Below are 26,332 nucleotides of genomic sequence, written 5' to 3'. Positions count from 1 at the left end.
TTTGATCTATATTTTCCTGATTTATAACCCATCCTCAATTTCCAAAAAAGTTGAATAAGCAACTATTTCTGATAATTGTTCTGGTGAAAAAAGCCCTACAACTTCCCATGAACTACAACTCTTTACAAGTTTTTTTAATTGTTTAGAGAGTTCGACGATAGCATAACGAGGAATATATTCACAATCTTTTAATAGTCCTATTCTATCTAGCAAAGAGCTAACTTCAGCCCTAATATTTCTTGCCGATATTGCTTTTGCATACAAGCTACCTCTCATACAATAAGAATAATACAGATCTAGACTATTTTTTACTTGTTTTAAAGACTTCTCCATAGAAATAAATATTTCTTCTTGTATCATAATTCTCCTTTCAGTTTCATACTTCCTGGTAAATAATTTTTTGACTTTGCATAACCAGCTTGTAAATCTTGCTTATTATAGATTACTGCAGGATGAGTCTCTACATATTGACTACGTTTCCATTGACTACGCAGTCGTTTAGCAGATCGATTCATCTTTTTTTCGATTTCTGCAAAACGAAAGCCTAATTTAAGGTATGTTATAACATCTTCTTCAAAACTCTCTTTATCAGATTGCTTTCTAACTTTTGTTTCAAAAGTATTTTCTGTATCATCTTCTCTAATACTTATCTGATATTGAATGTAGAGGCTTCTCATCTCTTCTATTTTCTTTTGCCATTGTGGGCTATAGCGTTCACCTGAATACTTATTTACTAATTCTCTTACTGGACTTTTGAACTTTAGCTGAAATCGATCAAATTCTCCTAAATCAGCGAACGGGTCAATGAAGCCTAATGGTTCACTCTTTATCAACTGTTCATAAAAAATATTTTTTTCCATAGCTATCACTCTTCATTCATACTTTAATAAATATTTGGATAGTCAATACTGAAATAATGTGACTTAATTTCTTAAAACTAGTAATAAGGGATTTTTATATTTCATCAACACTTCTCCTTTCCTACTTGTTTTAAACAAACAAAAAGAGAGTTGAATAATCAACTCTCTAAGTTACTTAAACATTATAAATATTGAATTTTTTTCTGATTCTACAAACTCTTACCACTTAGAGAAAAAATTGCATTTTTCATTTATGGAGTTAATAAAGATTATTTCTCAGCTACTTTATTCGCTGTTGAACCATTTTGTCTTTCTTTTTCTGCTAGTTTTGTTTGCTCATTTTTTGAATTATCTTTTTCGGAAGTTTTAGATGTTTCCGATGATGGCTTAGTCGTATCTTTTGACTCTGCCTTCTGCTTGCTAGAAGCTTCCTCAGAAGATGCAGCCGGCTTATCAGCTTCTCTTTTGTCTGACTTACTGCTATTTTCTACAGAAGGAGCTGGTTTATCCGAATGTTCTTTCTCTTTTTCAACCGCTTCCTTAGGCTGCTTATCCTTTTGACCTTCCTTATTTTTTTCATCTTTTGCATCAGAGGTATTATTGTTAATACTACCACCTTGAACAGCTGTGAAATATTTCGCCAAAGCCTTTGGAATTTGTTTTTCATTCAATTCAAGTTCTTCTTTTGAAATATGATTATAACTAACATCAATATAAGTAACTGTGGTATTTGGTTTTTGAAGTGATAATGTTGTGATTTTATTTTTAGTAACATTCAAATTTTCTAAAGCTGTAAACTGATTTACACCTTCCAAATTTTTTAGTTCGTTCTCACCTAAACTCAAATTCTTTAAGGAAGTTTGAGTACCTTGAATCGTTAAAGAATTGATATTGTTTTGATTAGCAGAGAATGTCACTAAGTTCTTCGCAACTTCAATACCTGTAAGCGAAGTCAAGCGATTACCATTCATACTAAGAGTGGTTAGATTTGGATTTGACTTCAAAAAGTCCAAGCTTCGAACATTTGAATTGTCAACGGTTAATTCTTCGAGGTGCGAAGCTTTCAGTGTATTGATATCCAAGTTAGGATTATGTGATAAGAATAGCTTGGTTAATTCTGCTTTTTGACTCAAAGCAGATACATCCTGCAGTTGATTATGCTCTAAACTGACTGCTTTTAATCTTGATAGATGTGTTAACGCAACAATATCGGAGATGTTATTATAATCAAGATTCAATGATTCTAGATTCTTTAGCTGAGCCAAAGGTGCAATATTACTGATGTTATTTCCTGCTGCTGCGACCGTTTTAAGATTTGGATAATCCTTCAAGAAAGATAAATCGGAAATACCATTCTGTGAAATATCCAATCCTTCTAAAGTTGGCATTTCTTTTAAGAAATCGTAGTTAGTAACCCCTGTTTTCGTCATCCAAAGTTGCTTTAGGTGCTTAAATTGCAAAACAGGTCTAATGTTTTTAATAGGTGTAAAACCAATACCAAGAACTTCAAGATTCGGCATGAGATGTAAACCTTTGCGTTCAAGAGGATCTTTTCGCTGACCAATATTTAAGTATTTGACAGTCGCTAACCATGCTTTCATTTTTTCCAAATCTGTTTCATTTGAAGGAAATGGTGTGTCAGCAGTGGCATGTAAAATATCTTCAATGATTTCATCATCAAATCCTAACGCTTTTAAAGTTGCCATACCAACTTTATCATGAGCATGTGGATTACCGTGAGGATCAAACGGCTTGCTAGTATCAATTTCACTAATCAATGTCGAATGTTTGTGATCGCCATGTGGATAGAGGAATGCCTTTCCTTTTTCCGTATCAATCACTTCAATTAAGCTTTCATCTATTCCTAATTGCTGAGCCAAATAAGCCTTTTTCTTTGCAATTTCTTCATCTTCTTTAGAAGGTCCTGGAGATGGTGGTGTCTGTCTTTTTCTACCGTAATAAGCATCTTCAGCATCCTTTTTGTATTCTGCTGGAATCAAAGATTCCCACGGTGAGCGAATCAGCTGTTCATAAGGAATAAAATGTGTATGCCCATTATGATCTACTAACAAACCAGTAGGTGTCTTTCCTGTTATTCCCTTGCCGTTAAACAAAAATCCATCACTCGTTGGAAAATCAATCCCCGCAAACTGACGTTTATCTGTCCCCTGATGTTGAGGGGTAGATGGTGTCGGTGTATAATTTGGCTGAGAAATCTGTCCTGTACCATTTCCAGATGGATTCGGGCTATAGTGTTGTCCTTGATAACCATTTCCCAAAGAATGTTTCCAAATGTAATGATAATGGTCTCCATGGCGGACAACATAACCATACTGATCCTCTGAAACGATATCTTTAGGATTAAAAATATAGCCATCATCCACAGTTCCTGTTTGATTTGTCAATTGAGGAGAGGTAGCAGGTGCTTGCCCGTCTTTTGGAATCAGATAAGCCCATTTGCTATTTTTTAAATCAGAATAAAAAATAAAATGTGTATGCCCATCATGATCTAAAATCAAACCATCGCTTGTTCTAGCTTTAATTTGAGATTCACTAGTAAAAAGAAAACCGTCATCAGTTGGTTTATCTACACCAGGAACTTGTCCTTTTTTACTGCTTTTGTTCTTCTTTTTTACACTTTGTTTAGTCTTTAATTTCTCCTTACTATTTGAGTGATTAGACGAACGCGAATGACAAGCAGTCAAGCAAAGATTACAAGCTAAAATAATTCCCGCTAATGTTAAAAGCTTTTTATTGTATTTCATATTAGTCTCCTATTTATTTAACTGGTTTATATTTAACTAGTTAAATATAACACACAAATAGGATGTTGGCAAGAGGAAACATAAAAAAAGTAAAAAAGTTAGAATCATTTGACTAGAAAATCGATAATATCAGACTTGTTATTTACTAATCAAATACTTTTTTACAACATTTTTATATTTATTTAATCTATAATATATAGATTATTGATACTGATTTTCACAGTTCATTTGCAATTTTATTGATTTTTCTCAAACGATGATTGACACCGCTTTTCGTCAGAGGCTTACTAAGACTATCTGCCAATTGCTGAATAGAATAATCGGGGTGGTTGACACGCAGATAAGCGACTTCCTGTAAATCAACAGGCAAACCCTCTAAACCAATTGTATCAATAATCTTGCTAATATTGTGAATGGTTTTCATGCTAGCCGTTACTGTACGAGCAATATTGGCCGTTTCCACATTATTTGTTCGATTTAAGTCATTCCTAGCCTCCCGCACAAGTTTGAGTGATTCAAATTCTGTCATTGCTTTCATAGCACCAATCACAATTAAAAAGTCCATGATGTCCTCAGCCCGCTGCAGATAGGTCACCGAACCTTTTTTACGTTCAATTGTTTTCGCATCCAACAAAAATTTTCGCATCAAGGCCGCTAGATCCTCAGCATGGTCAGAATAAACCGACAAAATCTCCAACTGATATTTTCCTGATTCTGGATCGCGCATACTACCACTTGACAGAAAAGCCCCTCGCAAATAAGCTCGGCTAGCTTCATCATCTGATAAAATAACTTGATCAATACCGGCTTCAATTCCAAAAAAAGAGTCTGCCAAGTGCAAATCAGCTAAAATTTGCTCTACATTTGTATCTAAAAAAACAGTATAAACACGATTTTTCCGAAGATTTGTTTTTTGATGATGGCGAATATCAGACTTAACCTGATAAAAAGTTGCTAATAATTCATAAATATGGCGAGCAATTTTTGCATTTTCCGTTATAACAGATAACGTCAAACCCTGACTAGAAATTCCTAAACTCCCTGACATCTTAATGATGGCAGATAATTCTGTTTTCTCTTCCTTGCCAAGACCAATCAACTCTTCTTTCACTTTAATAGTAAAACTCATTTGCGACGCACCTGTATAATTTGCATCAGCTCATCCACCACGGACTTCCCATCATGAAAAGCTCCGCCATTCTCCAAACGAAGAAAATTAGAAGAAATCACACGAGGAACTTGCTTTTTTAACCCTTGAAAATCATGTTCAACTTGTACTAAATATTCATCAAACTTATTAGAATTCATATATTCTTGAGGGACTTGTTCTATGTTCACTAAAACAGTGTCAATAAATGGTTTTCCTAGGTGACGATGCAAAACAGCTACGTGATCACTATCAGTAAAGTGCTCGGTTTCTCCACGCTGCGTCATAATATTGCAAACATAAGCGACTTCTGCTTTGGTTTCCAGAAGAGCTTGCCCAATCTCTTCTATTACTAAATTAGGCAAAATAGAAGTAAATAATGACCCAGGTCCCAAAACAACCATATCGCTTTCTAAAATCGTCTGCACTACTTTGCGGCTAGCAGCCGGTTTTTGGTCATTGTAAGTATTAGTAACATAAACCCTTTCTATCATCCCTTGATGTTCTGCCAGATGACTTTCTCCAGCCACCTCACTTCCATCCGTAAATACTGCATGAAGCGTCAAAGGTGTGTCGCAGGACGGATAAATCTTCCCAGTTGTGTGAAAAAATTTGGTCAACAGTTGCATGGCATTATAAGTAGAACCCTGCATTTCTGAAATTCCAGCAATAATCAAATTTCCAAGTGGGTGGCCTGCCAGAGCGCCATCTTCTTCTGCAAAGCGATATTGAAAAACTTTTTCATAAAAACGAGGCATATCGGACAACGCGACTAAAACATTTCGTAAATCACCTGGTGGTGTTAATTGTTGGATATTTTTTCGTAATTCACCTGAACTTCCGCCGTCATCAGCAACTGTCACAATAGCAGCAATATCCACATCTTTCTTACGTAAACTATCTAAAATTACAGAAATTCCTGTTCCACCACCAATAACAGTAATCTTTGGTTTTCTCATGAACGATTTACCGTTTCCTTTCTGCGATCTTTATCTCGATGTGACGAATGAACAGTCCAATCATTCGTCAAATCATCGGCTAAACGTTGAGCAAAAGCTACACTTCTATGCTGACCACCTGTACAACCTACAGCAATTGTTAAAACCGATTTTCCTTCTTTTTGGTAGCCTGGTAAAATAGGCTTTATAAGATCTACTAAGTGTTGATAAAATTCTTCTGACTCTGTATGATTCATCACATAATCATAAACTGGTTTGTCAAGCCCTGTCTGATGACGAAGTTCTGGTTGATAATAAGGATTTGGCAAAAAACGAACATCAAAAACAAGATCTGCATCCAAAGGGATACCATATTTAAAACCAAAACTTACCACCTCTATACGAAACGATTGGAGTTTCGCTGGATCTAGAAAATGCTCAGAAATGGTTTTACGCAACTCACGCGGTGTTAATTTCGTCGTATCTACCACATTTTGACTCATATTTTTCAATGGTGCAAGTAATGCCCGCTCCAACTTAATTCCGTCTAAAACACGACCATCTGCTGCTAACGGATGACTTCGTCGTGTTTCCTTGTAACGAGCAACCAATTCTGTATCTGCAGCATCCAAAAACAAAATTTTAAAATCAAGTCCATCATTATTTTCGATTTCATCTAAAACTTTCTGAATTTCAGAAAAGAAGGATCGACTACGCATGTCTACAACCATTGCAATCTTATCATTATCTTGTGTGGTTTCAATCAGTTGCAAAAATTTAGGAAGAAGCGTTGGAGGCATATTATCAATTGTAAAAAAGCCCAAATCTTCAAAAGATTGGATCGCTACAGTCTTTCCAGCCCCACTCATTCCCGTTACAATGACCAAATGAATCTTTTTATCTGACATATCTCCTCCTTGATAAAACAATTAATTTCAATATCTTAGAACATCATCAATTTTCTTTTTTATTATAACACACCAGACATGATTCTCACAGTAAAAAAGAGAGAGAAGAGCGGTAGGCGTTCTTATCTCTCAGTTTCACATTCATATTTCTTGTTCACTTTCCAAACCAAAGAGCAATTTCACGTTTGGCTGATGCTTCAGAATCTGAACCATGGACAACATTTTGAATCGTTGCACCATCCTCAGCTGCTTGCGCAAAATCCCCACGAATCGTCCCTGGTAGAGCTTCTTCTGGACGAGTAGCACCCATCATGTGACGCCAACCCGAAATCACTTGATTGCCCGATAGCACACCAATAATCAAAGGCCCACTTGTCATATACTCACGAATTGCGGGATAAAAAGCCTTTGATAATAGAGCTTCATAATGCTGATCAATTATATGGTTTGGAACATTCGTTCTCATTTCTAATCGTTCAATTTTATAACCACGTCGTTCCACGCGCTTCAGTACTTCTCCAACCAAACCACGTTTTATACCATCTGGCTTTATAATAAAAAATGTTTGTTCCATGATTGACACACTCCTCTTTTATTACCTTTATTTTATCATAAATGAAAGAAAGTTGAAAGTCCTTTCAAAACTCTCTTTTATAAATGCCTTATCAATGTCAACGACGTTAGACACATCAAACATGCGAAAAGCCAAAACCAGACAGAGCGGAAAGCTTGCCGATATGTTCCTGGATATGCATAATTTTCTTGTACATACCTTTTTATATCTGTTTTATTTTTAAACAGGAAAATGGCTGCGATGCTTGCCCCGATCAAAAGGATAATCAAATGCAAGAGACTAGCTGCACTATCTGGCAAGAAAGAATAGACATAAGTTAACCCATCTCCAATGACTAAGTTATTAAAAATATGAAAAGCCATTGCCCAGAGGATTGAATACTCTAAGGTCACGTATGAGAAGATAATTCCCACAAAAGTTGCAAAAAAGAACTGTGGGAAATTTCCATGAAACAGACCGAACAAAAGCGAAGACATCAGAATTGCAAAAATTTTTCCATATTTTTCAAACGTTCTTAAACCTGCCCCACGGAAAATCAATTCTTCTGAAACAGGTCCAAAAAAGCTTGCATACAAAAACATAGAAACACTATCTGAACCTGCCGAAGCTGATTCGACAGCTTTAAGCATAGTAAAACCAAATAAATTAAAGATTGTTTCAAAAATCTGATTAAATAAGACGAACCCTAATTGACCCAGAAGCAAGAAAGATAAGACTATCCCAAACGTTTTTGAAGTCATGGCTCTTTTCTGCATTCGTAAATCAGACTTAAATAATTTTCCGTCTCGATACACCCAAAAGATAAAAACTCCTGCACAGACAGCAATCAGATAATAACTACCATCTCGTGCCATAAAGTTCTCAGTTGCTTTTTGAATCTTTTCAAGATTGCCAAAATAACGACTAGCTTGAAATAAGGTTACAATCGTTTGATAAATCAGGCCAACCATTGCCATTACAATCACATATAGTAAACATAAAGCAGAGAATAAACCAATATCTTTTCTTACTTGCTGATTTGTTTGCATCAGTTTCCTTCCTTCTTCCAACAACTTTTTTTACTTTGACTATAGAGCAACAGGCCACAACCTTCATAAATGGCAAAAAATAGCAGAAAAGTATGGAGGAAAAATTCTTCTGGTAAAATCCAAATAATCGGATCTTTCCTAGGATCAAATAGCCAAGTATTATCTCCAATAAATAAAATCTTATGAAAGAGAGTAAAAAACGCATCAAATCCGATCCCAAATGCGATAGCTCCAACAATAATTGGCAACCAAACAATACTCAAAATGGCCTTTGAAAAAACAGATAAATAACCTTTTTTAATTATATGTTTTACAAACAAATAAACTACTGGTAAGGTTGCTAGGAAAACAAGCTGAACCAGATGAAAAAGATATTTCACGGTTTTGAAATGATGCAATCCTGCTGCTGATGAGGGAAAATCGGGCATTGAGAGTTTTTGCTGAAATGGATTGGTTAGGTAATTCATCAAAATATTAAAATTGTACTGAATCGTTGTAGATTTGAGATAAACTTTATTTTCTAAGTGTAACCAAGAAATTTCCAAAGGATAAAACAACCAAGTGAGATAAATTGTCAACAAAATTGCGGTTGCCAAGAAACAAAACATACTCAGCCAAAATATTAGTTTAGTGTGCATCAAAATCCCACTCCGCTAAACTAGAAAGCACATAATCTGGTTGGATTGGTAAGCTCGCTACTTCCTCTGGACGAGTAAATCCAGTTGTCACCAAAAGTGTAGGGATGCCATTATCAATCCCAGCTCGAATATCCGTAAGATAGTTATCACCAACCATAATTACCTCTTCACGTGGCAACCCAAGGTGTTCAACAGCTTTTTCCATAATGATGGCATTGGGCTTGCCGATAAAGGTCGGCTCAACCCGAGTGGCTGCTTCCAAGAGGGCATTAATAGCACCCGCTCCCGGCTGCAGACCACGCTCTGTCGGAATATTGAGATCAGGATTAGTCCCGATAAAGTGAGCACCCTTTTGAATGGCTAAAGTAGCAATCGACAATTTTTCATAATCTACTTCCCAATCCAACCCCACTACCACATAGTCAGGATTTTCTGTGTCCTCTATATATCCAACTTCTTCAATAGCATGTTTAAGCCCGACATCTCCGATGACATAAGCTTTCTTGCCTAGATTTTTTTCCTGCATATAGTCAATGGTAGCTAAAGTAGCTGTGTAAATAGTCTCAAGTGGGGTCTCAATATTGAAATTTTCATCCAGCATGGTCTTGACGGTTTCTGGCGTGCGCGTGGTATTATTGGTCACAAAAAGATAGGGAATCTTGCGCCGTTGCAACTCACGTACAAAAGCTTCACCAGCAGGAATACGTTCTTTTCCTTTATAAATTGTTCCGTCTAAATCAATTAAATAGCCTTTATAAGTCACTCATTTTCTCCTCTAATTTAAAACCTCTAATCTATATAAATTGAAAATAGTTTTCTATTTCAACTTTTAAATCTGTACGTTATTAATCAAATCGGGTTTCCCAGTTATTGGATGCTTGCGCCTCAAAACACATTGCAATTTGTTGAGTAGTCGTTTTAGATTCAGATAATGCTGGCAACGCATCTAAAGCAAAATAACCACAGGCTATCGTCTCAGCATTTGCTCTAAACTCCCCACCTAAGCTCGTACACAAAACAAATATTTTGGTAACGTGATGTACTGAGGTAGAGTTTCCTGGATTATTTTTATGTTTATCTAAAACGGCAATCAGTTTGTCTGCCTGAACTTCTAAGCCTGCCTCTTCTCTTACTTCTTTTATTGTATTGTCCTTTACAGACTGATCCACATCACACCATCCGCCCGGCAAAGCCCATAGTCCATTTTTTTCTTGAACGAGCAAAATCGTATTGTCTTTAAAAATTGCTGCCCGTGTATCCAATTTCGGTGTTTGATAACCCGTTTCATTACAAAACAGATCTTTTACTTTTTCAAGTGGCATACCAGAAGGAGTGACTAGCATTTCAGCTGCAATCTGACGAATCTCCTGAAATCGCTCAATATCAAATTCATCCTTGCTATAGGCTAATCCATTTTGTGCTAAAGTTTGCAAACGAGTTGCCCATTCTAACCATTTACTATCTTCTGTCATCACAACTTCTCCATATTATACTTGCCTGGGCATTGATATCACCATCACTAGAAATCTGATGATTACTCTCCAAGCCCTCTAAATTATAGCTGGAGGTAATTTGTCCGCCAGGTCGGACCTCCTTGACATACTTAAGATGAATTTTTCTAGGAATATGTTTCATGAGAAAATCTGCACCCATAACCTCAAAAATCCAGTCCAAATACTTACTGTTATTAACATGGCCGTTCATATCTAAATCGTAAAAGCGGACATGGTAATCTTTGCTAATTGGTTCTTTCAAATCTGGATACTTTGGTCCACGAATCAATTTTTTAGAAAACTCTGCTTCATAAGGTGCAACAATCTTTGGCTCTACTGCATGCACTTTTCTACTATCTCTATCCATAAGGACAAAAGTAGCCAACATATTAATAATAGCATTTCCTGCTTCATCATAAATAGTAAACCGACGATAACAGAATAAACGATTATATGACAAAGCTTCTGTTTCAATCGTCATTTCTTCCCCAAATTTAGGCAGCCGTACTACATCAATATCATAATCCGTGATAATCCAGACTAGATTATATTTTTCCAGCATAGATTTGTCACTAATCCCCAAATCAATGGACTGCAGCCCTGATACCTGTAATGATAGCAAAATAACATCAGGTAGTTTGATATGACCATTCATATCTGCCATATCAAAAGGAATTTTCATTTTCATTTGATAAGTTAAACCCATAATCTACTCCAATATAAATTTTTCTGCAACCGTATCGCCCAAAAAAAGACCTTTTTTAGTCATACGGACAATGTCTTTGTCAGGTACTAAGAGCCCTTGCTCTGTCAGTTCTGTTACAACATGACCGTACTGCCGATCAAAAGAAACACCAAATTTTTCCTCAAAGCGTTGTTTAGAAATACCCGACTTCTTGCGCAATCCCAAAAACATTTCTTCTTCCATCATCTCTTGCTTGCTAAGATGTTCCTCACTCACACGGGCATTACCTTTTTCAACCGCCTCTAAGTAATGACGGATAGGACCATGATTCTTGTAGCGAACCCCATTGACATAGCCAGAAGCCCCAGCTCCGATACCAAAATATTCCGCATTGTCCCAGTACATAAGATTATGTCGACTCTCAAAACCTGGTTTAGAAAAATTGGAAATCTCATAGTGCTCAAAACCAGCTTTTTCTAACTCCTCAATGATGTATTCAAACATCTCTGCTTCCAAATCTTCTTTAGGCAGAGGGAGTTTTCCCCGTCGCATCCGATTCATAAAAACCGTGTGATTTTCTAAAATTAAGCTGTAAAGACTCATGTGAGGAATATCTAGCGCAACAGCCTTGGCTACATTTTCTCGCACATTATCCATAGTTTGCTTGGGCAGCGCATAGATTAAATCAATCGAGATATTGTCAAAGCCAGCCAGCTTCAGATTGGCGATGTTTTCATAGATATCTTTTTCTAAATGACTTCGGCCAATTTGCTTGAGCATGCGATCGTCAAACGTCTGAACACCTAAAGATACCCTGTTCACAGGCGAAACCTTTAAAACAGCAATCTTATCCGGATCCAAATCCCCTGGATTGGCTTCAATAGTCAGTTCTTCTAACAATGACAAATCCAACTTTTTCGTCAGCTCTGCCAATAAAAACTCCAGCTGCTTCGCTGAAAGAGCTGTCGGTGTCCCACCACCGATATAAAGCGTCTGTAAATGCTTTATATCATAAGAAGTATATTCTTGAAGCAAGTGCTCTAAGTAGGCGTCAACTGGCTGATTTTTGATAAAGACCTTAGAAAAGTCACAATAATAACAAATTTGAGTACAAAAGGGAATGTGTACATAGGCAGAAGTTGGTTTGGTATACATAGCATTTATTATAGCATAATTTTAGTATATAGATGTTTCAAAGTTCACACTAAAATACATAGGTCTCTTATCAATATATTCTTGCTCTACTCAATCAATTATTCATTTTTGAATTGTACCTACTAACTCCACTATCTTCTGGAAAGTCTTGCCGTTTCGGATGGTTAGTTGCTTGTAAAAACTAGATTTGAGCAGTTTCTTATGGTAGTTGGACTTGAGATAGTCCGCTTGGTCAGCATTGCTATAAAAGAAAGCTGTCTGCCCGAAATACAGCTGCTCCTTGTCATTCGCCCAACTGCCCGCTAGCTCTTGAACGCTTTCCCTGTCTACCTCTGGCAGATAAAAGAGAACATCCCTCCGAAAGGCAGTTTCATCCTGCCACCAACTAGGCAGATTGGCTGTTTCTTTTTCAAGCATGGCAGAGCTGACAAGGACGAAAGGCAGAGGAAAATCATAAGACCGACTGAAATAAGCTGACAATATCTCCTGAATCCTCTCTTCTTGCTCCTTACTATCAAAGAAAAGATTGCCGCTGTTGATGTAGGAAACTGGATTTTCAAAACCCAACCCAGCCAAATCTTTCTTCAAATCAGCCATAAGAACCTTGTTTTTACCGCCGACATTGATGCCGCGGAGTAAAAGTGCATAACGCATGTGTGCTCCTTAAAAATATATCTATTATTTTCAAACTAACTGTTAGTGTTTCTAATGTAAATCATTCGTTTTTCTTTCACGGATTTTCCTAAGTCAATGACCTTTTCCTCATCGTCAAAAGCAAAACCCATTTTTTCATAAAAGGCGACGGCACGTTTGTTATCTTCTAAAACCCATAATATAATCTCTTGATAACCATCCAAAGCAGCAAAAGCAGCCTGCATTAACTGCTGTCCTATACCCTTGCCATAATAATCTTTTAAGACGTATAAGGCGAAAATTTCACCTGCTTCGGCACTTGTCTAAAGTCATCTGCTCTTGAAATTCCGCAGGCAAAATCTCATCATAAGCTTCACGCCATGTCTGATAATGAACTCGGGATTTACCTTCTATCTCCTCAGCTGTTTCCATTGCTTTGATAGTGATGACCATTTGCTTTCCTCCTTGAATAAATCTATCTAGATTATTTCGCCTGAAAACCATTACTATCTAATTCACCATTCTCTCCCCTAACAACTACATGAACATTTTTAGGTAAGGTAGCAAAATCAACATAATCAGTTAGAGTCGCACCATCAGGAATTCGACCTTCCAGATTGAGATACAAATTCAATTGAGCCACATACTTTTCTGACAATTGAATCATATCTTTTCTCAATTTCTTTATTTCATCTGCTGATGCGTCATACTTTTCTGTCTTGGGATTATATTTTAGTTCTTTTTTGATTTGAACCAAATATCGGTAAAAGCCCTTTTTAGCGTCTGTTACATCATAATCTAAATTTGCGTCTAGCTTCTTAAACTTCACTGACTTTAGAACAGACTCTTTGTCAAAATATAAGGCATTCAGCATAGGGTGAGAATTTGTATCTAAGACAGAAGAAAAGGTAAGATCTGTTAGTATCGAAGATGGTTCATCGTCGCTATTAGCGTAATAGGAAAAAATCCCTTCTTCTAACTTATCTGTTAAAATTTTGTTTGCACCTTCAGTTAATTGAACTTTTACTTCGTATTGATAAGTAACACGACTAACCAAAGTTGGAATTTCTATTTTCTTAACCTTCACTCCTAAATTATCTTCAAAAGCTGTGTTCACAACATATTCAATATGCTGCTTTTCCTCTTTCGTAACAAGTTTTGTCGGCAAAAATGCCCAAAGCAATTGAACTATCGGTATCATGCCTATCACAAAAATTGAAATAAAGAAAATAAATATTAGTTTAATTAGTTCCTTTTTCACTTCAATTCCTCCGCTTAAACTTCTCTAACTTTTGTCACATAGTGACTTATTGACTAGAGAAGTAATTAAGAGCTTAGTTTGCAACTTTGGTTCTAACTATATTTTTTAATCCATCGCCTTGATTTCCAATATCATATCACGAATCTGAGCGGCCAGTTCGAAGTCCAGAAGTCCGGCAGCTTCTTGCATTTGGCCTTCCAGTTTCTTGATCATATCCTTGCGCTCTTGCTTGTTGAGGCTTTCGATTTCGACTGTTTCTTCCTTGTCTGGTAGGGCAGCCTTGGTCACGCTAATTAGGTCGCGGATTTCTTTCTTGATGGTCTGCGGTACAATGCCGTGCTCTTCATTGTAAGCCATCTGGATTGCTCGACGGCGGGCAGTTTCATCAATAGCGCGCTGCATGGACTGGGTCATGGTATCTGCATACATAATCACATGCCCTTCACTGTTGCGAGCTGCCCGTCCAATGGTTTGGATAAGACCACGTTCATTGCGGAGAAAACCTTCCTTGTCTGCATCGAGAATTGCCACCAGACTAACCTCGGGCACGTCAATTCCCTCACGCAGCAGGTTAATCCCAACCAGAACGTCAAAGACACCCAAGCGCAAATCACGGATAATCTCAGTCCGCTCCAAGGTCTTGATGTCTGAGTGCATGTACTTGACCTTGACACCCATTTCCTTGAAATAGTCAGTTAAGTCTTCTGCCATTTTTTTGGTTAAAGTCGTGATAAAGGTCCGTTCATTCTTTTCAACACGAGCATTAATTTCGCCTAAAAGATCATCAATCTGCCCCATAGTTGGTCGAACTTCCACCTCTGGATCCAGAAGCCCTGTCGGCCGGATAATCTGCTCAATAACAGTATCCGTCTGTTCATTTTCATAGTCACCCGGTGTAGCCGATACATAGACAATCTGATGAACGTGACTCTCAAACTCCTCCCGGCGAAGCGGACGATTATCCAAGGCAGATGGTAGGCGGAATCCATAATTAACCAGCATCTCCTTACGAGAGCGGTCGCCATTGTACATGCCCCGAATCTGTCCCATGGTCATGTGACTCTCATCAATCATGATCAAAAAATCGTCAGGGAAGAAATCCAACAAGGTATAAGGTGGCTCTCCTTCGCTCCGGCCGTCCATGTGGCGAGAATAGTTCTCAACACCATTCGTATAACCCATTTCACGCAGCATTTCGATATCATACTCTGTGCGCTGCTTCAAGCGCTGAGCTTCCAGAAGCTTGCCTTCCTTCTCAAAGATAGCAAGTTGCTGCTCCAGCTCGGCCTGAATTTTGGCAATAGCAATCTCCATATTTTCGTCATTTGTCATAAAGTGAGTAGCAGGGAAAATTGCTAAATGGTCCACTTCACCCAAAACTTGTCCCGTCAACGCTTCTACTTCTCGAATGCGGTCAATCTCATCACCAAAAAACTCTACCCGAAAGGCATGCTCATCCCGAGAAGCTGGGAATATCTCCACCACATCGCCTCGAACCCGGAATTTCCCCCGCTGAAAGTCAATGTCATTACGCTCAAACTGGATATCTACCAGATCATTGAGTAGCTTATCTCGGGAAATTTCTAGACCCGGACGTAGGCTAACCACGCTATCAGAGTATTCCTTAGGCGAACCTAGACCATAGATACACGAGACCGAAGCCACGACAATCACATCGTTACGCTCCAAGAGGGCTGATGTTGCTGAGTGACGGAGCTTGTCAATCTCGTCATTGACCGAGCTGTCCTTTTCAATATAGGTATCACTAGAGGGTACATAGGCTTCCGGCTGGTAATAATCATAGTAGGAAACAAAATATTCTACTGCATTATTTGGAAAGAACTCCTTGAACTCACCATAAAGCTGACCAGCCAGCGTTTTATTATGGGCGATAACCAGAGTCGGTTTATTAACTCGAGCAATAACTTGACTCATGGTATAGGTCTTACCAGTACCAGTCGCCCCCATGAGAATCTGGGCCTTCTCTCCACCCTCAATATTGTCAACTAATTCCTCAATCGCCTGTGGTTGATCTCCTGACGGCTCATACTTGGAAACCAACTTAAATTCATTGTCCGTAATTCTATTTATCATTATTCTTTTCCTTTAACACTATCTTCTATATATTTTATCACAATTCTTGCAATATCACCGACTTAGGATATACAGACAGAGCAGGGTAACAAACTTGAGTAAGACTATAAAAATTGATTTATTACTATCTTAGAGTCCATGCAACAAATTGGTCTTGTAGTTATAAATACATGAATCAAGAATCTGGCTTCTTTTATCTCAGCTTCTGGGCTTTCTAAATTTCAATACTGCTGTAATTTAGCTTCTTTCTAAGTATCCAATACATAGACTAGCATTTAAATGCAGCATCCATTCCTGTACCATCTCCTTAAACTGAACAATGCTAACACAAGTCCTATAAATATCGAAATTTAATTCCTTACAATCTTGCTTTCACAAACTAACGCAAACAAACGCATACCGTTAACAAAACATGCAGAATGTGATGCAACTGAAAATCACTATCTAGCATATGAAATTTAAACAGAAAATTATCTTTTATGACACTATCTCGATTTTACTAAAGTACAATTATTTGTATTTCTATGTTACATTTTATAACATAGAAATACAAATAATTTGCCTTCTATAGATATTTCTGGTATAATTTAAAAATATTATTTAAAGGAGAGACTCATGAAGAAAAAAATCATAGCTTTTTTGTTAGCTTTACTACCACTATTTGCTACAATTAATATCCATGCGGATGCAATCAAAGTAGTATCTGATACAGCCTATGCACCTTTTGAGTTTAAAGATTCCGATCAAACTTACAAAGGTATTGACGTAGATATTATCAATAAAGTCGCTGAACTAAAAAGTTGGAACATCAATATGACTTTCCCTGGATTTGATGCAGCGGTCAATGCTGTTCAATCTGGTCAGGCAGATGCTATTATGGCTGGAATGACAAAAACCAAAGACCGCGAAAAAGTCTTCACCATGTCTGATACTTATTATGATACAAAAGTCGTCATCGCAACGACTAAAACACATGCAATTAGAAGTTATTCACAATTAAAAGGAAAAACCGTCGGAGTTAAAAACGGGACTGCTGCACAACGTTTTCTAGAAAAAATCAAAGACAAATATAAATTTACTATCAAAACTTTTGATACAACTGATTTGACTTATAATAGTTTGAACTCTGGTTCAATTGATGCTATGATGGATGATCAGCCCGTTATTGAATATGCTATCAAGCAAGGCCAAAACTTAAAAATTTCTATGAAAGGGGAAGCTGTTGGCAGCTTCGCATTTGGTGTCAAAAAAGGAAGCAAGTATGAGTATCTAGTAACAGAATTCAATGAAGCACTTGCTCAAATGAAAAAAGATGGTTCTCTTGATAAAATCATCTCAAAATGGACAGGAGCTACAAAGGCAACTAGTTCCACTCCAGAAACTACTACTCCTGCTGGCCAAAAAGCAACTCCTGTCAAAGCAAAATATACCATTGCTAGCGATTCTTCCTTTGCACCATTCGTTTTCCAAGATAGTAATAACAAATATACTGGGATTGACATGGATTTGATAAAAGCTATCGCCAAAGACCAAGGTTTCACGATCGAAATCACAAATCCTGGTTTTGATGCTGCTTTAAATGCTGTACAATCCGGACAAGCCGATGGAATGATTGCAGGGATGTCTATGACAGATGCTCGTAAAGAGACCTTTGATTTCTCAGAACCATATTATACTGCAAACGCTATCCTTGCAATCAAAGAAATAAGCACGATTACTTCCTATAAAGACTTGAAAGGCAAAACAGTTGGTGTAAAAAACGGAACTGCTTCACAAACTTTCTTAACAAAAAGTCAAAGTAAATATGATTACAAAATCAAAACATTCGCTGATGCTTCTTCTATGTATGACAGTTTAAACTCTGGTTCTGTGGATGCCGTTATGGATGACGAACCTGTTGTTAAATACTCCATTAGCCAAGGCCAAAAACTGAAAACACCAATCAAAGGAACTCCTATTGGAGATACTGCTTTTGCCGTAAAAAAGGGTAGTAATCCTGAATTGATCCAAATGTTTAATAATGGTTTAGCAAATATCAAGAAAAATGGGCAATATCAAAAAATTCTTGATAAATATCTAAAAAAATCGAGCTCAAATACTAGCTCTTCAGGCAGTACAGTTGATGAAACAACCATTTGGGGGCTCCTTCAAAATAACTATAAGCAATTGTTAAGTGGTCTTGGAATTACTTTAGCACTCGCACTTCTGTCATTTGCAATCGCTATGATCATCGGCATCATCTTTGGGATGTTTAGCGTAAGTCCTGTTAAAGCCCTCCGCATTATCTCAGAAGTCTTCGTAGACGTTATTCGTGGGATCCCACTTATGATTCTAGCAGCCTTTATCTTCTGGGGCATCCCAAATCTTATTGAATCAATGACAGGCCATCAAAACCCAATTAATGATTTTGTAGCTGGTACGATTGCTCTTTCACTCAATGCTGGAGCTTACATTGCAGAAATCGTTCGTGGTGGGATTCAAGCTGTTCCAGCTGGACAAATGGAAGCCAGTCGCAGTCTTGGTATTTCTTATTCCAAGACAATGAGAAAGATTATTCTGCCACAAGCAACAAAAATCATGTTGCCAAATTTCGTCAATCAATTTGTGATTGCTTTGAAAGATACAACAATTGTTTCCGCCATTGGTCTTGTCGAACTTTTCCAAACAGGTAAAATCATCATTGCTCGTAACTACCAAAGTTTCAAAATGTATGCTATCCTAGCAGTTTTTTATCTGATTATCATTACTCTTTTGACTAGACTTGCAAAACGCTTAGAAAAGAGGATTAAATAATGGCTAAGTTAAAAATTGATGTCAACGATTTACATAAATACTATGGGGAAAACGAAGTCCTAAAAGGAATCACAACCAAATTCTATGAAGGAGATGTCGTTTGTATCATCGGGCCTTCAGGTTCAGGAAAATCAACTTTTCTACGTAGCTTGAACCTATTGGAAGAAGTTACAAGTGGATCGATTACCGTAGATGGTTTCAATCTCACCGACAAAAACACAGATGTTGACCTCGTTCGTGAAAATATTGGTATGGTTTTCCAACACTTCAACCTCTTTCCTCACATGACAGTTTTGGGCAATATCACTTTTGCACCTGTTGAGCATAAACGAATGACACAAGCTGAAGCAGATAAACTTGGTATGGAATTATTAGAAAAAGTCGGTCTCTCTGATAAAGCTGATGCCATGCCAGATAGCCTCTCAGGTGGACAAAAACAACGTGTCGCAATTGCACGGGGACTTGCTATGAATCCTGATATTATGCTCTTTGACGAACCTACTTCTGCTCTTGATCCTGAAATGGTTGGAGATGTTCTCAATGTTATGAAAGAATTGGCCAAGCAAGGCATGACTATGATTATCGTAACTCATGAAATGGGGTTCGCTCGCCAAGTAGCCAATCGTGTCATCTTTACAGCTGATGGAGAGTTTTTAGAAGATGGCAAACCCGATCAAATTTTTGATAATCCACAGCACCCACGTCTAAAGGACTTCTTAGATAAAGTCTTGAATGTGTAATAACACTCCATCCCGAAAATTGTTTCGGGATTTTTTATATTCCTGTTAATTTATTCCCGATTGAAAACTTAACTCAGGTCTCTTTTGACATTAAATCACTTTTTTGTTATATTAAAATCAATGAAATTCGGAGGTAAGGAGCTTATGTACAAGAAATCTATTGCTTAAAGGAAACTTTATCTAGTAGATTTTTTGTTGTGCTCTTGCTCATTTTCAAAGAAGACATTTTTACTTCTCAAGGCTAAATATATCCATCGCAAACTACTTGTTTTGCAATATTTGTTAGCAACCCAAAAGCAAAAACAGCTCTACTAGGTAAATAGGGCTGTTTTTCTTAGCTCTAAAATGACAATGAACATCATAAGGAGGCATATATGCTACAAATTCGACATTTAACCATTACACATTTAAAAGACTTCAAAAACATGGTTAGTGATTTGTCACTCACTGTTAATACAGGTGATAAAATTGCCATTATCGGAGAAGAAGGAAATGGAAAATCTACTCTTCTCAAACTACTCATGAATGACGCACTTGTTTCGGACTATGTTAGTTATACGGGAGAGGTTCAAAAAAGCTATAATCGTTATGCTTATTTGCCGCAAAGTTTACCTAAAAATGAAAGAAAACTCTCTCTCAACGACTATTTTTTTGGAGATTTGGAAGTAGAGTTAGATTACAACAAACTTTATCGCTTTGCACAAGAATTAAAGTTTGACAGTCAACGTTTTACTAGTCAGCAAACAATAGCCTCTTTATCTGGTGGCGAACTATTAAAAATTCAACTTTTAAAAATCCTCTCGACTGATTGGGACCTTCTCTTTTTAGATGAGCCTTCTAATGATTTAGATCTAGATACTCTGATATGGCTAGAAAATTTTCTCCAAAATACACCTCGAACAGTTATCTTCGTTTCCCATGATGAAAGTCTTTTGAGCCATGTAGCAACAAAAATCATTCATTTGGAATTGATTAAGAAAAAACAGGAAGCTCGAACGACTGTTCGAAATCTTGATTATGAGAATTATAGCCAAGAGAGACAGGAGACATTTAAAAAGCAAACAAAAGATGCAAAAAAAGAACGAGAAGAATATCAAAAAGCAATGGCAAAACACCAGCGAGTCAAACAAAGTGTGGAGCATGTCTTGCGTCATACTCATGACAGCACAGCTGGTAGATTACTAGCCAAAAAAATGAAAAATATTCTCTCGCAAGAAAAACGTTTTAATCGAGAAGCCACTAAAATGACAGAGTTACCAACACAAGCAGATGCTATCATTCTGGAATTTCCTGCCATTTCCCCTCTTCCATCGACAAAAAGAGTACTTACTATCCAACAAATGTGTTTAAAGATAGAAGAGCATATCTTAGTACGAAATATTAACTTTGAACTTTTGGGACAGGAGAAGATTGGGATTATTGGTAAAAATGGTGTCGGTAAATCTACTTTTCTCAAAGAACTGCGACATCTACTGAAAGAAAAGAGAGGCATTACACTAGGATATATGCCTCAAAACTATCATGATATTTTAAACGAAGTCGATTCTCCAATAGATTTTCTAACATCCACAGGAGAGGCTATTGAGCGAGAAAAAATCCTCACACACCTAGCCAGTCTGCAATTCACACGCAACGAAGTACATCATCCCATTTCTCAACTGTCTGGTGGACAAAAGGCCAAATTGCTGCTGCTAAAAATGGTATTAAATCAGGCAAATGTCTTGTTATTAGATGAACCAACACGTAACTTTTCTCCTACTTCGCAGCCACAAATTCGAAAACTTTTTACAAGCTATACCGGAGCTTTTATTGCTGTTTCTCATGACCGTACTTTTCTAAAAGAAGTCTGTCAGAAAATCTACTACCTGACTGAAACTGGACTAGAGCAAGTAAGGAAAGAACAATTATAAGTTTTGAAAACTATATGACAGTTTACACTAAAAATAAGATGTGGGAAAATGTGATAACAATCCTTTGAATTTGTCTCAAATAGTATATCATTCCCTAAATTTTTCCATTTGTTAATTTTAAATAGCCAAACTTCCCTGCACTGTCTGCATTTGATAATACATACCTTTCGCTTGCATCAAGTCCTGATGACTGCCATGTTCGACAATATCACCATCAACCAAAACCAAGATGATATCTGCATTTTGAATAGTAGACAGACGATGAGCAATGATAAAACTGGTTCTTCCTACCATTAGCTTATTAAAAGCTTTTTGAATAAGCACTTCGGTCCGTGTATCAATGGATGAAGTTGCTTCGTCTAAAATTAATATTTTAGGTACAGCTAGAAAAACACGCGCAATCGTCAATAACTGCCGTTGTCCTTGTGATAAAGAGTCACCTGCGTCCGCTAGATAAGTGTCATAACCATTCGGTAATTGCTGAATAAAAAAATGTGCATTCGCTGCTTTAGCAGCTGCTATCACTTCTTCTCGACTCGCTTCTGGTCGCCCAAAAGCAATATTATTATGAATTGTAGTCTTTTTCAGCCACGTTTCTTGTAACACCATGCCAAACTGCTGGCGGAAGGACATTCGAGTATAATTTGTAATATCTCGATCGTCTAGCTTTATCTTGCCCGCATCCACATTATAAAAGCGCATCAGAAGATTGATCAAGGTAGACTTTCCTGCGCCAGTTGGCCCAACAATAGCAACTTTGCTTCCCGCAGGAATGGTCATATTTAAATCATGAATCAAGGGCTTGTTTTTTTCATAACCAAAACATATATGTTCAAAATGAATAGCTCCAAAGACAGTCTCACTCGTAAGTTCTTCTTTTCCAATTTCTACAAGTTCCTTTTCATCTAAAATCGTGTACAAGCGTTCTGCACAAGCAAGGGCGCTTTGTAATTCGGCCATGACAGACGAAATGTCGTTAAATGGTTTAGTATATTGGTTCACATAATTTAAGAAAGTTACTAATTGTCCAACTGTAAAACTGGAACCATTGATGATACGAGCTGCACCAAATCCTACAATCATCGCATAGATAAGAGCATTTACAAAACGCGTTGCTGGGTTGACAGTCGAGGAATAGAAAATCGCTTCCTGAGAATAATCCGCATAGCTTTCATTCCCCTTTGTAAAGTTCGCAATGAACTGCTCCTGAGCATTAAAACTTTGAATCAAACTTTCCTGAGAGAGACTTTCTTCGATAAATTGTGTCTGAAGCCCCCGAGCTGTTGTCTGTTTTTGAAACAACTTGTAGCTTTTACGAGCGATAAAATCTGCAATCAGCATAGATAAGGGAGTTAATAGCAAGACCAATGCCATCATGAAAAAGTCAATCTTTGCCATTGTCACAATTGTTACAAGAATAGTCAGTACACCTACAAAAAATTGATTAAAAACCATGAGCAACCCATTATTTAACTGCTCCACATCCGTTGTTAAGCGACTCACTAAATCACCACTTCCTTGACGATCAAGATAAGCCAAGGGAAGATGATGAATTTTTTGAATGACAGCATTACAAAGTTGCTGACTATAACTATAAATCAACTGATTATAGATTAAAGGATTGAGCCATTGAACTACTGTATTGGCAACAATTACAATCCCCATTTTTGAAAGAATTGGAAGCAAATATCGACCAGCATCAGGAAATAAAACACTATCAATAGCCTCGCCAATCAAAATCGGCAAATAAATTGTCAAAACAACTTGAACAATCGTTCCAACCGTGGCTAACAGAAAAAGCCAACGTTGTTGTAATAAATCATTCGCTAGACGCTTCAACCTACTTGTAGAATATCTAGTTTTCATGCTTTTCCTCCCTGCTATGTTGTGAGAGATGAATTTCTCGATAAATATCGCTCGTTTGGATCAGCTCCTCATGTGCACCCAGAGCCATCTGATGTCCCTTATCCAAGACAAGTATCTGGTCAGCTGTACGCAGACTATTAGTTCGTTGAGAAATTAAAACCAAACTCGTATCCTTTAATTGCTCTTTGATAGCCTGCAATAGCTTAGACTCTGTCAAATAATCAAGTGCTGAAGTGGAATCATCTAATACAAGAAGAGGGGCCTTTTGTATTAGAGCTCGCGCAATCGTCAGCCGTTGACGTTGACCACCAGAAAAATTTCGGCCAAATGCTTCTACTACAGCATCTAGCTGACCTTCTTTTTCTCGTACAAAATCACTAGCTTGCGCAATGTCAAGTGCCCACCAGAGATGGTTATCACTCACATTATCATTTAATCCCAAAGATAAATTTGAGCGAATGGTTCCTCGAAATAATTCTGCCTTTTGTGGTACTAAACTTATCCAAGAACGCCATTCTTTAAGATTTCGAGGACTTCGATTATTTTTAAAAATAGCCAACTGGCCTGCATCTGCCTCATACAAATGTGCCAACAGCTGCACTAAAGTTGATTTCCCTGCTCCTGTTCCTCCAATCACTCCCAAAGTCTGACCAGATGGTAAATCAAACGAAATATTTTCTAATGCTGGACGAGCGGCTTGTGGATAGGTAAACGTAACATTTTGAGCAGAAATAGATTGATCACCCACAGAGTAAACAATCGGTAACTCTGCCAGAACATCTTCTCCCTCCTGTTCGAAAACTTCTTGAATTCGTCCAGCGCTAATATAACTTTGATTCAAAGAGGTAACAAGCATCGCTAATTTCAATAGTTCTATCAAAATTTGCAAAAGGTAATTGACCAAAGAAACTAATTTCCCTTGCGTTAGTAAACCATGTCCAATCGCTAAATTTCCATGCCAAATAACTATGAGTAGCGTGCTATTCACTACCAAAAAGGTCAACGGGCTAATCAAGCTAGACAATATTCCTGTTTTTATCTGCCAAGTCTTATAGTTTTCATTGATATTTTGAAATTCATGAATTTCTTTAGTTGTTTGTCCAAAAGCACGGATAACACGCACGCCTTGTAATTGTTGACGTGTCATACTGACAATATTATCTGTAATCTGACGAATATTAGCATAAAGTGGGTTGACGAAACGTGACATGATATAAATAATACTAGTTAAGATTACAACCATAAGTAAAAACCAGAATGTAATACTTGGGCTGATCAAAAATGACATAATCATGGAACCAAAAACAATAATCGGCGCACGTAAAAACAGACGAAGAAATTGATTAATGCCAGTTTGAATTTGATAAGTATCACTTGTCAAACGAGTAACCAAACTAGATGCTGTCAGGTTATCTCGCTGAGCTTTTGGCAAACGCATGATTTTTTGATATAAATCTTTGGTCAATTGACGCGTAAATCCTACTGCTGCTCTTGAGGAATAATATTGAGCTACGACTGCTACTATAACACCAAATAATGCCAAGGTAACCAACAAAAAGACCATCATATAAAGATGCGTGTTATCTTTTTTAGGAATTGCTTGGTCGACAATTCCTGCGATCAACATCGGCACTAATAGCTCAAAACTTGCTTCTAACAATTTAAAAAGCGGTCCGAATAAGGATTCTTTTATATAACCTTTAAAATATTTCAATAAATCTTTCATACAATCTCTTTTCTTATACAAAACTAGTTTTATTGTATCATAATCTAGTATTCTCTACGCTTTGTTAGCGGATACACTTAAATTTATAATTCCAAAACTACTACTTTTTATGTTATCATGTTGACAACATGTTATCCTCTCATTTTTTGAAAGCAAATAAAAAGAAGAGAAATTTCCCTTCTCTTGCTTTTATCCTGAACATATGCACGCAAGCAGTCTAATCTGTATAGGTATCTTCATCTCTATTCAGAAACGCATAGGACAAACCAATCAACAGTCCTCCACCAATCCAATTGGCTAAAAATGTGATACTAAAATGCCTTAAGATATTTGAAAGATTGAAAACCTCGATTTGTGTAGCAATTTTATTAAAAGCTACTAAAGAAAATGATGCAAAATTAGCAGCTAAATGCTCATTGGTCAGAAAAACAAACATGTAAATAGCAGAAATAACAATCCAAATTTTTGCAGTCGAATTTTTCAAAAGTAAATAGGACAAAATCGCAATATTCACAAAAATATTTGCGATAATTCCTTCAAAAATAACAAGCTGACTAGGACGAGATAATTTATGCTCTGCAATTCCAGCAAGAAAACCATTCGACGTAAGATGAGAAAAAGCACTGGTTTGATTAAAGAGGAAAGCAATAAAAAGAGCACCCACCAAATTAAAAAAAGTACAATACAATAAAATGAGCAAAGCCTTTTTCCAATTTATCTTCTTCAAAAATGTCCCCGCTGTTAAATACATCATATTGGACGTAGTTAATTCAGCGTTTAAAAAAAGAATATAAATCAAACCCCAAGCAAATATAAATGGAAAAACAAAGCGACCAGTCCCTGGAACAAGCCCATTCATAACATCTGCTGCGATCACTCCCGCCGCTGTACTCAATGTTAAAAATGCCCCTGCAAACATCGAACGAATTGCATACTTCGTTTTGCTTTTGTTAAATAACTCTTCTTTTTTGTGACATGAATATTCAATTTTTGCAATAAATAACGATTCTGACATTCTCATCTCCCCTTATTTTTTGTCATAAAAAACGATATGTTCATTATATCACAAACTGTTAGTTATGGGAAACGTTTTCTTTATAGAGCCATAAAAAATAGGC

General features: G+C 37.0%; 22 protein-coding genes and 1 pseudogene. 3 read left to right on the top strand and 20 right to left on the bottom strand.

Features of this window, described 5'->3' with window-relative positions:
• Positions 1-21: 21 nt before the first annotated feature.
• The 17 genes and pseudogenes from HMPREF1654_RS02555 to uvrB form a co-directional block, all read right to left on the bottom strand.
• The gene (locus HMPREF1654_RS02555) at positions 22-360 is read right to left on the bottom strand and encodes a hypothetical protein (RefSeq protein ID WP_003030145.1); all 339 of its coding nucleotides are present in this window, start codon (positions 358-360) and stop codon (positions 22-24) included.
• Positions 357-860: a hypothetical protein gene (locus HMPREF1654_RS02550; protein ID WP_003030146.1), complete on the bottom strand. Its 504-nt coding sequence runs from the start codon at positions 858-860 to the stop codon at positions 357-359. The genes HMPREF1654_RS02555 and HMPREF1654_RS02550 overlap by 4 nt, the downstream gene beginning before the upstream one ends.
• Before the next feature lie 269 nt (positions 861-1,129).
• Positions 1,130-3,625: a pneumococcal-type histidine triad protein gene (locus HMPREF1654_RS02545; RefSeq protein WP_003077916.1), complete on the bottom strand. Its 2,496-nt coding sequence runs from the start codon at positions 3,623-3,625 to the stop codon at positions 1,130-1,132.
• A gap of 217 nt (positions 3,626-3,842) precedes the next feature.
• A complete protein-coding gene (gene whiA / locus HMPREF1654_RS02540; protein ID WP_003072878.1) occupies positions 3,843-4,754 on the bottom strand; it encodes a DNA-binding protein WhiA in 912 nt (303 codons plus the stop codon).
• Positions 4,751-5,731, bottom strand: coding sequence for a YvcK family protein (locus HMPREF1654_RS02535; RefSeq protein WP_003072880.1), 981 nt, complete (start codon positions 5,729-5,731; stop codon positions 4,751-4,753). Before HMPREF1654_RS02535 ends, whiA begins: the two co-directional genes overlap by 4 nt.
• Complete coding sequence (gene rapZ, locus HMPREF1654_RS02530; protein ID WP_003077879.1) at positions 5,728-6,618, bottom strand: RNase adapter RapZ; 891 nt, start codon at positions 6,616-6,618, stop codon at positions 5,728-5,730. The genes HMPREF1654_RS02535 and rapZ overlap by 4 nt, the downstream gene beginning before the upstream one ends.
• Positions 6,619-6,772: 154 nt before the next feature.
• Entirely contained in the window at positions 6,773-7,192 is a 420-nt protein-coding gene (gene ndk / locus HMPREF1654_RS02525) for a nucleoside-diphosphate kinase (RefSeq protein ID WP_003072884.1), read from the bottom strand.
• Positions 7,193-7,269: 77 nt separating this feature from the next.
• A complete protein-coding gene (locus HMPREF1654_RS02520; protein WP_003077914.1) occupies positions 7,270-8,220 on the bottom strand; it encodes a CPBP family intramembrane glutamic endopeptidase in 951 nt (316 codons plus the stop codon).
• Entirely contained in the window at positions 8,220-8,858 is a 639-nt protein-coding gene (locus tag HMPREF1654_RS02515; protein WP_003072888.1) for a TIGR01906 family membrane protein, read from the bottom strand. Before HMPREF1654_RS02515 ends, HMPREF1654_RS02520 begins: the two co-directional genes overlap by 1 nt.
• Entirely contained in the window at positions 8,848-9,621 is a 774-nt protein-coding gene (locus HMPREF1654_RS02510) for a TIGR01457 family HAD-type hydrolase (RefSeq protein ID WP_003077906.1), read from the bottom strand. The genes HMPREF1654_RS02515 and HMPREF1654_RS02510 overlap by 11 nt, the downstream gene beginning before the upstream one ends.
• Before the next feature lie 82 nt (positions 9,622-9,703).
• Entirely contained in the window at positions 9,704-10,330 is a 627-nt protein-coding gene (locus tag HMPREF1654_RS02505; RefSeq protein WP_003077921.1) for an NUDIX hydrolase N-terminal domain-containing protein, read from the bottom strand.
• Complete coding sequence (locus HMPREF1654_RS02500; protein WP_003077896.1) at positions 10,317-11,057, bottom strand: acyl-[acyl-carrier-protein] thioesterase; 741 nt, start codon at positions 11,055-11,057, stop codon at positions 10,317-10,319. Before HMPREF1654_RS02500 ends, HMPREF1654_RS02505 begins: the two co-directional genes overlap by 14 nt.
• Before the next feature lie 3 nt (positions 11,058-11,060).
• On the bottom strand, positions 11,061-12,191 hold the full coding sequence (gene hemW / locus HMPREF1654_RS02495; protein ID WP_003077909.1) for a radical SAM family heme chaperone HemW: 1,131 nt from the start codon (positions 12,189-12,191) through the stop codon (positions 11,061-11,063).
• A 102-nt stretch (positions 12,192-12,293) separates the two neighbouring features.
• Entirely contained in the window at positions 12,294-12,845 is a 552-nt protein-coding gene (locus HMPREF1654_RS02490; protein WP_003077910.1) for a DUF1697 domain-containing protein, read from the bottom strand.
• A 35-nt stretch (positions 12,846-12,880) separates the two neighbouring features.
• Positions 12,881-13,277: pseudogene (locus HMPREF1654_RS02485) on the bottom strand (GNAT family N-acetyltransferase).
• A 31-nt stretch (positions 13,278-13,308) separates the two neighbouring features.
• On the bottom strand, positions 13,309-14,085 hold the full coding sequence (locus tag HMPREF1654_RS02480; RefSeq protein WP_003077919.1) for a hypothetical protein: 777 nt from the start codon (positions 14,083-14,085) through the stop codon (positions 13,309-13,311).
• Positions 14,086-14,190: 105 nt separating this feature from the next.
• On the bottom strand, positions 14,191-16,179 hold the full coding sequence (uvrB, locus tag HMPREF1654_RS02475; protein ID WP_003077907.1) for an excinuclease ABC subunit UvrB: 1,989 nt from the start codon (positions 16,177-16,179) through the stop codon (positions 14,191-14,193).
• Between the two features lie 615 nt (positions 16,180-16,794).
• On the opposite strand from uvrB, the gene HMPREF1654_RS02470 reads away from it, so the two are divergent.
• The 3 genes from HMPREF1654_RS02470 to HMPREF1654_RS02460 all read left to right on the top strand — a co-directional run bounded on the left by HMPREF1654_RS02470 (position 16,795) and on the right by HMPREF1654_RS02460 (position 21,622).
• The gene (locus tag HMPREF1654_RS02470) at positions 16,795-18,972 is read left to right on the top strand and encodes an ABC transporter substrate-binding protein/permease (protein WP_003077901.1); all 2,178 of its coding nucleotides are present in this window, start codon (positions 16,795-16,797) and stop codon (positions 18,970-18,972) included.
• Entirely contained in the window at positions 18,972-19,712 is a 741-nt protein-coding gene (locus tag HMPREF1654_RS02465) for an amino acid ABC transporter ATP-binding protein (RefSeq protein ID WP_003072905.1), read from the top strand. Before HMPREF1654_RS02470 ends, HMPREF1654_RS02465 begins: the two co-directional genes overlap by 1 nt.
• 374 nt (positions 19,713-20,086) lie before the next feature.
• The gene (locus HMPREF1654_RS02460) at positions 20,087-21,622 is read left to right on the top strand and encodes an ATP-binding cassette domain-containing protein (RefSeq protein WP_003077886.1); all 1,536 of its coding nucleotides are present in this window, start codon (positions 20,087-20,089) and stop codon (positions 21,620-21,622) included.
• Positions 21,623-21,739: 117 nt separating this feature from the next.
• On the opposite strand, the gene HMPREF1654_RS02455 is transcribed toward HMPREF1654_RS02460, so the two are convergent.
• The 3 genes from HMPREF1654_RS02455 to HMPREF1654_RS02445 form a co-directional block, all read right to left on the bottom strand.
• On the bottom strand, positions 21,740-23,488 hold the full coding sequence (locus tag HMPREF1654_RS02455) for an ABC transporter ATP-binding protein (protein ID WP_003077915.1): 1,749 nt from the start codon (positions 23,486-23,488) through the stop codon (positions 21,740-21,742).
• Positions 23,478-25,214 (bottom strand): ABC transporter ATP-binding protein, encoded by a 1,737-nt coding sequence (locus HMPREF1654_RS02450; protein WP_003077883.1) that lies wholly within the window; start codon positions 25,212-25,214, stop codon positions 23,478-23,480. The genes HMPREF1654_RS02455 and HMPREF1654_RS02450 overlap by 11 nt, the downstream gene beginning before the upstream one ends.
• Before the next feature lie 217 nt (positions 25,215-25,431).
• Entirely contained in the window at positions 25,432-26,229 is a 798-nt protein-coding gene (locus tag HMPREF1654_RS02445) for a formate/nitrite transporter family protein (protein ID WP_003077927.1), read from the bottom strand.
• Between the last annotated feature and the right edge of the window lie 103 nt (positions 26,230-26,332).

This window comes from Streptococcus intermedius SK54 = ATCC 27335, from assembly GCF_000413475.1.
In the GTDB taxonomy this organism is placed as follows: Bacteria; Bacillota; Bacilli; order Lactobacillales; family Streptococcaceae; genus Streptococcus; species Streptococcus intermedius.
Note: the sequence above shows the minus strand (reverse complement) of the source record. Positions and strands in the feature narration are given on the sequence as shown.